The following is an 11,645-nucleotide window of genomic DNA, read 5'->3' as shown; positions in this document are numbered from 1 at the left end:
TGTTCACTCAAGTCCCTTAACGCGGGCTAAACGGTCCGGTTACTGGGCAGTACATCTTCGCTTCCGTCCGGCTTCCTGCCGGATGACAGGCACAGCTGCAAGGAAACGGCCGTACTGCGGTTCGCCTTCCGGCTCGGAGGTGAGCTCGCCTTCATCATGTACCGGCTTCCACCGACCGCCGGTTCTCTGGAAACATGCGTGCAAAGGGATGATCCTCTTCATAGCTGGTGCGATTACACAAATTTGTAATGATTATAGGCAATATTGAAGCTCTTTGTCAAGTAAAGCGCTGTTTTTAGGCAAGAGGTTTGCGGGCCGCATAAAAAAGTCTGCGGGAATCCGGAGAAAACTCCGCATCCCAGTCAAAATCGGCGGAAATCCGGATGTCCGCGAAGCCCGCCGCCTCCAGCCTCTCCTTCAGCCAGCGCGGATCGTACGCACGCTGTCTGTGGGTCTCTTCGATGCGCCGGAAAAGCGGCTCCCCGCCGCGTGCGGACGAAGCGTCCTCACGGACGAAAATCGTCAGCGCGTGCTCGATTTCCGTGCGTTCCTCGTCGAGCTTGCAGGTCCACAGGTACGCCACATCCTCTTCGTCGAAGACGAAAGGCTGCAGGGAAGCGTACTCCTCGAACTGGACCGGGCTGTGGACATCGAACAGCAGAACGCCGCCGCCTCGCAGCCCCCGGTACGCCTGCTCCAGAGCTTCAATTATCTCCTCTTCCTCGAGGAGATAATTGAAGCAGTCGCAGAAGGAGATCACCGTGTCGGCCGGCTCCGGCAGCTCCCAGTCGCGCATGTCCTGCTGCAGCCACAGGATGTCCGGTTTCGCTCCGCTCCCGGCCTCTTCTTCGGCTTTATGCCGGGCAACGGCCAGCATATCGTCGGACAAGTCGATTCCGACGACTTTGCAGCCGAGCTTCGCAAGGGGCACGGCAATGTTTCCCGTACCGCAGCCGAGATCGACAACGGTTTCCGGACGGATGCCGTAAGACTCCCAAGCCTGCCGGGCATAGGCAATCCATGCCTCGTACGGCATGTCTTCCATCAGCCGGTCGTACGTATAAGCAAAATCACGATACGACATGTCAGTTCTCCTCTTGCTTGAGATACGTCCAGTTTTCCTCCTGGTACACCAGGCCATCCTTCATCAGCTTGCCAAGCGCGCGTTTGAAGGCGGACTTGCTGATGCCGAACTTGGATTTGATCAAATCCGCCTCGGTCTGGTCCGAGTAAGGCATGGCGCCGCCCGGACGTTCGCGGAGAACCGCCAGAACCCGCTCGGCGTCTTCGTCCCGGCCTTTTTCCTTCGGCTGCCGCATCGACAGATTCACGCGTCCGTCTTCACGGATGTACGTAACCCGGACGCTGACTTCCTCCCCGACTCTGAGAAGGCGAGAGCGCTCCGTCGAGGGGATCAGTCCGATGACGCCGAAGCCGACGACTCCGCCGTCGCAGACGACGAACGTTCCCATTTGCAGCGGTTTGTACACGCGCGCGTCCAGCCACTGGTTTCTCCATGCCTGCGGGGCCGGAAAACATTTTTCCGTGAGAATATCTTCACCGGCAAGGCGCGCAACCAGTCTTCCCTGGCGGTCATGATCCATTGTCACGAATACTTTGTCCCCCACTTGAGGGCGAAGTTCGTGAAGCTCCGGCATTTCCTTGAACGGCAGCAGAAGATTACGGCCGATGCCCATTTCCAGAAAGGCTCCGAAACGCGGATGCAGGTCCACGACCTCAAGCAGCGCCAGTTCTCCGAGAAGCAGCATCGGCCGGTTCATCGTGGCTGCCATGCGGTCTTCCGAATCGTAATAAATGAAAACTTCGGCCTGCTGGCCGGCTTTCAGTTTCCGATTCGTTTCCGCATACGGGAGCAGCACCTCCCGTTCCCCGTCGGTTACGAAATAACCGTACGGCGATACTTCTCTCGTTACATCAAGCGTTACGAGAGTTCCCGCTTCCAGACTCATACGCGTTCCACAACCCTTGCGTCGGACCAGAGACGCTCGATGTTGTAGTATTCCCGGTCGTCCCGGTGGAACACATGGACAACGACGTCACCCAGATCCACAAGCACCCAGCGTGCGGTGTCGTAGCCTTCCAGACCGCGGACGGTGACACCGTGCTGATCCGCTTTTTTGCGGATTTCCGTGGCGATAGCCTGCACCTGCGTCTCCGAATTACCGTTGCAAATCACGAAATAATCGGCCACCAGGGAAATTTCCTGAAGGTCCAGAGCCACCACGTTAATGGCTTTCTTGTCTTCTGCCGCATCCACAACCAGATTCATCAACTGTTCCGGATTTACTGTCATCCCATCATCCTCCTTCTTGCTGGACGGTATCACAAAATCGATCCCGTTAACCAGCATGTACACCCTATATTAAATTCCGTTCGTTATCATTTGGTTCATTAATTCCGTTAGTCAAATGCTCTTATCACCCAGTATTACACGTCTAATTCGAGGATTAAACGGTTGCGCGTCAGCACGGTGAGCGGGTAAATGCGTCTGCCCTTCTGCAGAAGGAACGAAAGCGTGGAGTCGAACCCGGCCAACAGGGCCCGTTCCAGACTCGTTTCCGCCAGCTCGCGGATCTTGTCCACGCCGGGGAAATCCCTTCCGGGTTCCATATAATCGGCCAGACAGACGACCTTCTCCAGAGTGGACATATTTTCCCTGCCCGATGTATGATAGCGGATCGCATTCAGCACATCCTCGTCCTTCACGCCGAACCGGGCGGAAGCGATCCAAGCCCCGGCATGAGCATGCCAAAGTTCTTTATCGAAGGAAAGGACGTCCGTCTGAAATCCGCTTTCGCGAATCGCGCCGGCCTGCTTCTCTACGGGCCAGTATTTGCACACATCGTGCAAAATCGCGGCCCGATCCGCCTTCTCCTCATCCGCGCCAAACCGCCGGGCCAGGATTACGGCTGTTTCCATGACACCGAGTGTATGCCGCCACCGTTTTTCGGGCATTTCCTCTTTTACAGTCTTCATCATCTCTTCACGATTCATACAAGCCCATCCCTTCGATATAATCGTGTACGGGAGCCGTGACGAGATAGCGGACGGTACGGCCTTCCCGCCTCCGGGTCCGGATATCCGTGGAGGAAATGTCCAGCAGCGGCATCGGAGCCAGACGGACGCCCTGCCGGATGAACGCCGGAAGCGCATCCGGTTGAAGCTCGAAGCCGGGCCTTTGAAGACCGATGAAGCCGATCATCTTCATGATCTCTCCGATTTCACGCCATTTGGGGAGATACTCGACCATGTCGGCCCCGATAATGTAGTGAAATTCGTGCTCCGGGTACCGGTCTTTCAGCTCCCGGATCGTATCGACGGAGTACGAAACCCCGCCTTTGCGGAGTTCGTGATCGAACGGACGGAAAGCGGGATTGTCCGATACGGCGCGGCACACCATCTCCCAGCGCTGCTGCGCCGAAGCTTTAGGGGCATCCGGTTTATGCGGCGGCACATTGGCGGGCATAAACCACACCTCGTCCAGCCCGCAGGCGGTACGGGCGCATTCTCCCGCAACCAGATGGCCGGTATGCACAGGATCGAAGGTCCCGCCCATGATTCCTATCCGCATGTCGCCACCTCCTCCGGCGGTCCGCCGTTATTTTCCACAGGCTCCTAAAGACTGTACGCAAGCCCGTATAGAACCGGCGGACCGTGTCCGGTATCTTGCTGAAATACGCCTCTGATCCAGTCTAGGACTTCGGCAGCTCGATCTGTTTGTTATCGCGCGATTCTTTATAGAGGACGATCGTACGTCCGATGACCTGAACCAGCTCGGCGCCCGCGCCTTCCGCCAATTCTCTGGCAACTTCCTTGCAGTCCGCCTCATAGTTGTTGAGTACCGAGATTTTCATCAATTCCCGAACCTCGATCGCTTCCACGATATGTTGAATCAAATGCTCGTTCACTCCGCCTTTACCTACTTGAAAGACCGGGGTCAAATGGTGCGCCAGTGAGCGCAGATGTCTTTTTTGTTTTCCTGTTAGCATAACTTCTGATTCCCTCAATTCCCGATAAATGATTGCTCTACGGCCTGCCGCATCGCCGCTGCAGGCGCAGGGACGCCGGTCCAGTATTCGAACGCATAGGCCCCCTGGTAAATAAACATGCCGAGGCCGCCGTGAGTGACGGCTCCTCTTGCTTTAGCCTCTTTCAAAAAACGGGTTTCCAGCGGGTTGTAAACGAGATCGCTGACAACCGCGCCTTCCCGGAGCCGATGACCGTCCAGATCCAAAGGCATCTCTTCGATATTCGGGTACATGCCCGATGAAGTCGAGTTGATGATCAGATCCGCGTCACTGATAATGTTTCCTAATTCGTGGAGCCCCATGCCGACAGCGCTTGTTTCGGCGCGGACGGTAGAGGCGAGCTCCTGAGCTTTCTCCGCCGTCCGGTTGGCGATGGCGATAAACGACGGGCCCTCCTTCGCCAGGGCATATGAAATCCCCCGGGCCGCTCCGCCCGCTCCAATCAGCAGCACTTTTTTGCCGCGGAGATCCATGCCCGTTTCTTCTTTAAGCGAACGGACATATCCGATTCCGTCCGTGTTGTAGCCGATCAGTTTACCGCCGCGATTGACGACGGTGTTCACGGCGCCGAGGGCCTGCGCATCGGCGTCGATCTCATCGAGATACTTCATCACGTTGACTTTGTGCGGGATCGTCACGTTGACTCCGCCGAAACCGAGCGCGCGGATACCGGCTACGGCCTCCTCCAGCTGCCCCGGCAGCACGTGAAACGCGGCATACGCTCCGTTGATCCCCGCTTCGCCGAAGGCCCGGTTCATCATAATCGGAGAGCGGGAGTGCCGCACCGGATCTCCGAATACTCCGTACAGAATCGTACCGCTGTCCAAAGACGGCTTGTTACCCATGGTCGGTCTCTCCCCCGTGCATTCTTTATGTGCCGGACCTGCCTGCCAAAACGCAAAAGCCTGGCGTACCAGGACCTGTCCGGTTTAAATAAGCGAATCGCGCTGGACGATCTTAACGCCTTTCGGTACATGAACGGCCAGTTCCGCGCCCGCTTCGCTGTTAATTTTGATCCAGCCGAGGCCGGAGATCAGCACATCGAGCTTTTTACCTTTCGAAATGTGAAGCGTTTGTTTAACGAGAGGCGGAAGCTCTTCCAGATCTTTCACCACAGGCGGGGTAAGCAAAGTCCCTTTGTGGTTCGCGTACAGCTCGTCCGCTTTTTCCAGCTTCGTGCGATGGATGGGAATGGCCCCCGAAGAGTAAATCGTAAACGACTGGCGCTCGCCGCGGACAAAGTCGAACCGGGCTAACGAACCGAAAAACAGGGTTTGTCCTTCGTTCAATTGATACACCATTGGTTTAAGCGGCTTGCCCGGCATCAGCTTACCCAGGTCTTTCTTGGAGACAAGCTCCGTCAGCCGGTGCTTGTACACGATTCCCGGCGTATCGATAATAAAATGTCCGTCATCGAGCGGAATCTCAACCATATCGAGCGTCGTGCCCGGATATTGGGAGGTGGTCAGCTCCGAATCCAGATCGCTGTAATCGGAAATAAGCCGGTTGATGAGCGTGGACTTGCCCACGTTGGTCGCTCCGACGACGTAGACGTCTTTGCCGTTCCGGTGTTCGTCCACCGCCTGAAGAACCCGGTCGAAACCCATGTTCTTCTTGGCGCTGCAAAGCACGACTTCCACAACCTTCAGGCCTTGTTCCTTAGCCTGCTTGCGGACCCAGTTCACGATCCGGTTCCAATTGGTCACTTTCGGGAGCAGGTCGATTTTGTTGACGACCAGAATGATCGGGTTGCCTCCGACGAAACGGGCCAGACCGCTGATCAAACTGCCTTCGAAGTCGAAAATATCGACGATATTGATGACGAGCGCTTCTTTGTGCCCCACGTGCCCAAGCAGTTTCAGAAAATCGTCCTGGTTGAGCGTAATGCTCGACGCTTCATTATAGTTCTTGATGCGGAAACAGCGCTGGCAAATAACCGGTTCTTTCTCGAGGGCCTGCGCGGGGGTGTACCCGAGCGCATGAGGATCTTCGAGCTGAAGCTTGACACCGCAGCCTCCGCAATGGATAACTTCTTCTTGGGTCATGAATCCTCCTTAAAATGAACGGCGGGGGGCTTCCGTTAAGCGTTGTTCCCCCGCAAGCAAAGTGAAGCTTTCCCGTGAAGGAAAGCTTTATTTATTCTTCGAGATGTAATTGTTGGCCAGCTTCTCGATGCGCCGGTTGATTCGTGTAAAGAAACCTTCATCATGGATGGAGATAGGCGCAACAAGAATGGTATATAAACCGAGCCGGTTCCCTCCCAGCACGTCTGTCAGCATCTGATCACCGATCACAACCGTCTGCTCTGCAGTTGTATCCATCAGTGCCAATGCTTTGCGAAAGGCCGTGTTCGTCGGTTTGCGCGCGGCATGAATGAACGGGATAGACAGCGGCAGGGCAAATGTGGATACCCTTGTTTCCTGGTTGTTCGATACGATGACGACCTTGAAACCGAGCTGCTTCACATGCCCGAGCCAATTCACGAGCTCCGGTGTCGCATCGGCCACCTTGGCACCGACAAGCGTGTTGTCGAGATCCGTGATGATTCCGCGGATTCCGCTCTGCCAAAGCTCCTCCAGATTGATATCGTAAATCGTCTGCACGAATTGTTTCGGCACCAGTTTTTTAAACAACAGCGTCACCCCAACCTCTTTCGAATCTATAGGAACTATACCATACATGTCCAATTCCTTGCAAAAAGAAAAAGGAAGCGTTTCAGGCCGTGCCCGGACGGGAAATTCCCGTATTCTCAGCATTCCCTTGCGGCCGCCCGTTCCATTCACCCGCCAAAGCTTGCCCCGGATTCTCTCTGCCGGAAAAAAGAAAGGCCGTTCTCCGGTTAACGGAAAACAGCCTGCAGCTAACGCTATGAATCCGGCCCATCGGTGTGTGCCGGTCTTATTTCATCTGCTCGCGCAGCCGTTTCACATGGCCCTGAACGGCCTCCAGATCCTGCTCGGTTACGGATGAGCGGCTGTACTTGGCCTTCTCGAACATCGCGAGAACCGGCGAAAGTTCGCCCGACAGCCAGTAGCTCTGGGTCATCCAGCGGGAAGCGGCTTCCCGGAACGTTTCATGCTCGAACCGTTCGTACCCTTTGCGTCTTCCGTACCGCAGAAGCCGGTTGACTTCTTGGATAACCCCCTGCGCGTAATTAACCGCTTTGGGATCGCGTCCGAACGGCGGCAGCAGTTTCTTGCCGCCGCTCAGCCGGATGGCCGTTACGACGGCAGCCGTTAGCAGAACGAGGCCGCTGAGCGTATACAGCACGTAACGGACCCAAGGGGCCGCGCCGGATTGGGCCTGGGCCGTCTTCGCTTCGGCCGGTGCCGGAGTCGGCATCTCGGTAGCCGCCGACGTTTCGGGCGCATACGACTGCGGCAGCGAAAATCCGGCGGTCGGCTCGAACGGCAGCCAGCCGTAGCCCTCGAAATAAACCTCAACCCAGGAGTGGGCGTCTGAATTGCGGACGGTGTAGGTGCCCTCGGCGTCCGGATCGGACATGCCCCCACGCAGGTTTCCGATACCGGCGGGACGGCTGTTATCGGAAGAACCCGATGCGTAGCCTTTGACCCAGCGGGCCGGAATGCCGAGCGACCGGGTCATCACGACCATCGCCGACGAATAGTAGTCGCAATAGCCTTCCTGGATTTCGAACAGGAAGCGGTCGACGAAATCTTTGCTTTTTCCCTTGGATACGTCGGGGGTGTTCGTATACGGATACTTGCTGGACAAGTAAAGCTCCAGCTCATGCACTTTCTCGTAGGCGGTCGGAGCTTCCTTCGTCACTTCTTTGGCAAGCTCCGTCACCCTATCGGGCAGCCGGTCGGGAAGCTGGAGATAATCGTTCCATTCGGACCGGTTCAGCCTGCTCATATCGACTTTCTTGAGCCCGCTTAAATCGAGCAGCGGGATGTTGGACACGAGCTCATACTGCTTCGGGTAGTTCGATTTCGCGTTAAACCGCAGCTCCGCCTGGCGCGCGGACCACCGGAGAGACCCCAACTGCGCCGGATCGGAGCGTGTTCCGTCAGGACCTTCCTCCTGAATGCCGACCTTCGACATCGGATAAGCCCCGAACAGCACCGGGTATACTTCGTTGCTGCGCATTCTGACCGTCTGCTTCACTTCTTCGGTCTTCAGCTTGGACGTGTCGATGCCGGTATCCGCGGGAAGCTTGCCGCTTGAATCTACCGAGGTCTGGCGGGCACGTCTGTCCGCCGGACTCGCTTCCCAGCCGCTGCCGGTGTACAAAGCCCGGGTTTCCCCGCGGTAATACGTGCGACTCGTCGTGTCAACGGTGAAAACGGGCGTGTAATCGTATTGGAACTGTCCGCCGAGCTGCGCGTCGTTGCGGCTGTAGCCGGACGATTTCAGCAGCGGATCGTTCGGGTCCTGCACCATCGTCCGTCCGGAATCGTCGCTGCTCGGCAGGAAGGTCACCGCCTCGCCGTTATACTGCCGCCAGGCCGTATACGGATCGGTGAGAACCGGATCGACCGCCGGTACGAGCGCACCCAGAGTGAGCGTCAGGGCGATAATCAGCACGACCGGCACGATCAGCGGGCCGGGATTGTCCGAAAGCCGTTTCCAGCTCTCGGGCGCTTTGTTCTTGAGCTGGGATAAATGGCGCACGACCAGCATGCACAATCCGCTGAAAATGACCGCCGCAACCTGCGGCCATAACTGCAGGGTGCTGAACGAATCGCGGACGCCGAAAAACAAAATGGCCAAAATGACGATAAAAGAAATCCACAGTTTGGATCGCGACGCCCACATGGCCATCAGGAACACCCACCAGGCGGCTAAACCGAACCATAAATAAGGGAATAATTGCGAAACGTTGGCCTGAAACCACTCCATCGGACCGTCCATCTGAGACAGGGGGACAAAGCGGTATTGAAGCACAACCGCGTGAACGACCAGTACCAGGACGATCTGCAGAAGTTCTCTGACCAGATGATGAATCCGCGGGATGAAGAACGTCGCGCAGACCGTAATCAGCGTCCAGTTTACGGCTTTCAGAGTTTCGGGCAGCCACAATCCGTCTTCGCGGGAAATCCATCCGGTGAACTGAAATAGAAACAGCAGGACGAAGAGCGCCATCCACTTCTTCGTTCCGTCTTCGCCGGCCATAAACCGGAAAACGTTCCAGATGCTACGCATAGATCTTCGTCCCTCCTCCCAGCACAGCCGGCAGCTCCGTCAGCGTGTGCACGCCGTAGCCCATAAAGCCGAGGCTGTGCAGGCGGCGGACCCACACGTCCGTGGAGCCTCCCTTGGCGCCGCAGACGCATAGGTGACAGGCGAGCATGCGCTGTTTGTCGGTCCAGTGGAGCAGCGACAGGAGATCGGAGTTCTTCGCCGGCGTGATATACACAACTAAAGCTCCCGGCGAGAACATGCCGTCCGCGTTGTTGACCACCTGCTGCAGCGGACGTAAGCCATCGGGCTCCACCTCCACCAGGTGGTCCATCAGGACGTCCTCATGCCGGGCGCCCGTCTTGGGTACGGCCATCAGGGATTCGCGGCCGGAGGAAACGAGCCCTACCGCGATATTCCTCTGGGTGCCGAAATGCAGCAGGGAAGCGGCGATGGAAACCGCCAGTTCGAATTCGGCGGGACTGCCGTAATTCTGCTTGCTCCGGTCGAACACGAGCACCATCTTCGGGAGCGTTTCCCGCTCGAATTCCTTCGACTTCCACGTTCCCGTACGCGCCGTGGCGTTCCAGTGGACACGTGAAAGCCTGTCCCCGTGAATGTACTCCCTCACGCCGTTGATCTGCGTCGTTTCCCGCTGCATCCTAGCGGTTACGGAGTGATGCCTTGCCCCTCTCGGGGACTGGGAAAACTGCGCCCAGTGGCGGATCTCGATCATTTGGGGCATCACGACAAAGCCGTACGGCAGGTGAACGCTGCCTTTGTGCTCGTAGAGCCCGAAGACGTCTTCCGTCGCGAACTCCGCGCGCTCCAGAGAGTAATGGCCCCGGCGCAGGGGCGGCGTTTTGTAAACGAATTCTCCTTTGCGCATCCAGTTCAGGACCACGGAACCCTTCATCACGGTCTTCTCCCCGCTGCTTCGCACCAATTCGTCTTCGATGAGCAGGTACGGGATCGGCCAGACGCCGGGAACCTGGATCTTAAGCTTGATCTGCAGGGACTGCCCCGCCTGGACCTTACCGGTTCCGTCCGCCGCCGATATTTCACGCACCGCCTGCGTCTGGCGGATGCCGCTCCATTTGCCGAGAACCAGATAAGCGGAGAGCAGGCATACAACGGCAAACAGCGTGGAAGCGAGCTTACCGCCCTGAAAGAGCAGGAACATCAGGCTGGCAAAGAACAGGAAGGATAAAATCAGGGTCGCCTGTCTTCCCTTCTGAGCCGCGGTAGGTTTGAAGAGCTTCATTTCGCTTTCTCCAGCCTGACGGGCACTTTCGTATGCGCCAGTATCGAAGCGAAAACGGAACGGGAGGTTTCTCCTTCCATTCGTGCTTCTGAAGAAAGAATAATCCGGTGACCGAGTACGTAAGGGGCCAAATATTTCACATCGTCGGGCAGGACATAGTCGCGGCCGTTCAAGTACGCGTAAGCTTTCGAAGCCTGCACGAGGGCCAGCGTAGCGCGCGGACTGGCTCCCAGCTCGACGGCCGGGTGCTCCCGGGTGCTGCGTGTAATGTCCACCAGATACTTCGCGATGCCTTCGTCGAGGTAGACCGACCGCACCTCTTCCTGCATGCTGAGAATCTGTTCCGCACCGACAACTTCATGAAGCTGTTCCATGGGGTGCTCCTTGCTTTGCGACGCGATCATTTGAAGCTCCGTTGCGCTGTCCGGGTACCCCAGACTGAATTTGATCATAAACCGGTCAAGCTGGGCTTCCGGGAGCAGATACGTGCCTTCGAAGTCGATGGGATTCTGGGTCGCAAGAAGCATAAACGGGCGCGGAAGCGGGTACATCTCGCCGTCTACCGTCACGTGATGCTCTTCCATCGCTTCCAGGAGAGCCGACTGGGTTTTGGTGGTGGCGCGGTTGATTTCATCGACAAGCAGAATGTTGGCCATAACGGGACCGGGGCGGAAAAAGAAAGCTTCATTCTTCGGATGATAGATCGAAACGCCGGTAATATCCGTCGGCAGCAGGTCCGGATTGCACTGAATCCGGCGGAATTGGCCTTGTATGGAGCGGGCGAGGGATTTGACGAGAACCGTCTTCCCCGTCCCGGGCACATCTTCGAGAAGTACGTGACCGCCGGCAAGAAGTGCGGTTAACAGCAGCATGATTTCTTCGCTTTTGCCTAATATACATGAATCCAAATTGGATCTAATTCTGGAAATCTCACTCATATGAGGTTGGGACACAGCAGCCATTCGGTACGAATCCTCCTTCGGATAAAAAGGGTTTGAAGTCCTATTTTTTATATTACAGGAAAGTAGAAAGCGAGTACAACAAAACCCCTTCTAAATTTATTAAAAAACCGACAGTTGGTGGAAAAGAAGCTAAAAGGAGCAAACTTCCTCGGTTTTTGTTACGGGAGGATGACTGTGTAATGACGGCAGGATTACGAACGAATGACAAAGGAATGACAGAAGAAATGG

The 11,645-nt window shown here is 56.5% G+C and carries 12 protein-coding genes; all 12 read right to left on the bottom strand.

Translation table 11 applies throughout. The features are described 5' to 3' along the window. Positions 1–295 precede the first annotated feature (295 nt). A complete protein-coding gene (locus ABH899_RS01470; protein ID WP_369993363.1) occupies positions 296–1,084 on the bottom strand; it encodes a class I SAM-dependent DNA methyltransferase in 789 nt (262 codons plus the stop codon). A gap of 1 nt (position 1,085) precedes the next feature. Beyond that, positions 1,086–1,970, bottom strand: a complete 885-nt coding sequence (locus ABH899_RS01465) for a CvfB family protein (RefSeq protein ID WP_009675373.1) — start codon at positions 1,968–1,970, stop codon at positions 1,086–1,088. Beyond that, complete coding sequence (rsfS, locus tag ABH899_RS01460) at positions 1,967–2,314, bottom strand: ribosome silencing factor (RefSeq protein WP_009675407.1); 348 nt, start codon at positions 2,312–2,314, stop codon at positions 1,967–1,969. The genes ABH899_RS01465 and rsfS overlap by 4 nt, the downstream gene beginning before the upstream one ends. A gap of 134 nt (positions 2,315–2,448) precedes the next feature. Continuing rightward, positions 2,449–3,015, bottom strand: a complete 567-nt coding sequence (gene yqeK, locus ABH899_RS01455) for a bis(5'-nucleosyl)-tetraphosphatase (symmetrical) YqeK (RefSeq protein WP_009675395.1) — start codon at positions 3,013–3,015, stop codon at positions 2,449–2,451. After that, positions 3,005–3,592, bottom strand: coding sequence for a nicotinate-nucleotide adenylyltransferase (gene nadD / locus ABH899_RS01450; protein ID WP_369993359.1), 588 nt, complete (start codon positions 3,590–3,592; stop codon positions 3,005–3,007). The genes yqeK and nadD overlap by 11 nt, the downstream gene beginning before the upstream one ends. 121 nt (positions 3,593–3,713) lie before the next feature. Continuing rightward, positions 3,714–4,010, bottom strand: coding sequence for a ribosome assembly RNA-binding protein YhbY (yhbY, locus tag ABH899_RS01445; protein ID WP_016423489.1), 297 nt, complete (start codon positions 4,008–4,010; stop codon positions 3,714–3,716). Between the two features lie 14 nt (positions 4,011–4,024). Then, entirely contained in the window at positions 4,025–4,894 is an 870-nt protein-coding gene (gene aroE / locus ABH899_RS01440; protein ID WP_369993356.1) for a shikimate dehydrogenase, read from the bottom strand. Between the two features lie 84 nt (positions 4,895–4,978). After that, entirely contained in the window at positions 4,979–6,094 is a 1,116-nt protein-coding gene (gene yqeH, locus ABH899_RS01435; RefSeq protein ID WP_369993355.1) for a ribosome biogenesis GTPase YqeH, read from the bottom strand. Between the two features lie 87 nt (positions 6,095–6,181). Further along, complete coding sequence (locus ABH899_RS01430; RefSeq protein WP_036739818.1) at positions 6,182–6,682, bottom strand: YqeG family HAD IIIA-type phosphatase; 501 nt, start codon at positions 6,680–6,682, stop codon at positions 6,182–6,184. A 265-nt stretch (positions 6,683–6,947) separates the two neighbouring features. After that, a complete protein-coding gene (locus ABH899_RS01425) occupies positions 6,948–9,215 on the bottom strand; it encodes a transglutaminase TgpA family protein (RefSeq protein WP_369993353.1) in 2,268 nt (755 codons plus the stop codon). Further along, a complete protein-coding gene (locus tag ABH899_RS01420) occupies positions 9,208–10,455 on the bottom strand; it encodes a DUF58 domain-containing protein (RefSeq protein ID WP_369993351.1) in 1,248 nt (415 codons plus the stop codon). The genes ABH899_RS01425 and ABH899_RS01420 overlap by 8 nt, the downstream gene beginning before the upstream one ends. After that, complete coding sequence (locus tag ABH899_RS01415) at positions 10,452–11,417, bottom strand: AAA family ATPase (protein ID WP_009675380.1); 966 nt, start codon at positions 11,415–11,417, stop codon at positions 10,452–10,454. Before ABH899_RS01415 ends, ABH899_RS01420 begins: the two co-directional genes overlap by 4 nt. Positions 11,418–11,645 lie beyond the last annotated feature (228 nt).

It is taken from the genome of Paenibacillus sp. RC84 (assembly GCF_041260495.1).
Classification (GTDB): Bacteria; Bacillota; Bacilli; order Paenibacillales; family NBRC-103111; genus Paenibacillus_F.
This window is presented reverse-complemented; position numbering and strand designations above follow the sequence as displayed.

Coding starts and splice junctions, on each gene's coding strand:
- ABH899_RS01470 (WP_369993363.1), bottom strand. CDS start 1,084: ATGTCGTATCGTGATTTTGCTTATACGTACGACCGGCTGATGGAAGAC.
- ABH899_RS01465 (WP_009675373.1), bottom strand. CDS start 1,970: ATGAGTCTGGAAGCGGGAACTCTCGTAACGCTTGATGTAACGAGAGAA.
- rsfS (WP_009675407.1), bottom strand. CDS start 2,314: ATGACAGTAAATCCGGAACAGTTGATGAATCTGGTTGTGGATGCGGCA.
- yqeK (WP_009675395.1), bottom strand. CDS start 3,015: ATGAATCGTGAAGAGATGATGAAGACTGTAAAAGAGGAAATGCCCGAA.
- nadD (WP_369993359.1), bottom strand. CDS start 3,592: ATGCGGATAGGAATCATGGGCGGGACCTTCGATCCTGTGCATACCGGC.
- yhbY (WP_016423489.1), bottom strand. CDS start 4,010: ATGCTAACAGGAAAACAAAAAAGACATCTGCGCTCACTGGCGCACCAT.
- aroE (WP_369993356.1), bottom strand. CDS start 4,894: ATGGGTAACAAGCCGTCTTTGGACAGCGGTACGATTCTGTACGGAGTA.
- yqeH (WP_369993355.1), bottom strand. CDS start 6,094: ATGACCCAAGAAGAAGTTATCCATTGCGGAGGCTGCGGTGTCAAGCTT.
- ABH899_RS01425 (WP_369993353.1), bottom strand. CDS start 9,215: ATGCGTAGCATCTGGAACGTTTTCCGGTTTATGGCCGGCGAAGACGGA.
- ABH899_RS01420 (WP_369993351.1), bottom strand. CDS start 10,455: ATGAAGCTCTTCAAACCTACCGCGGCTCAGAAGGGAAGACAGGCGACC.
- ABH899_RS01415 (WP_009675380.1), bottom strand. CDS start 11,417: ATGGCTGCTGTGTCCCAACCTCATATGAGTGAGATTTCCAGAATTAGA.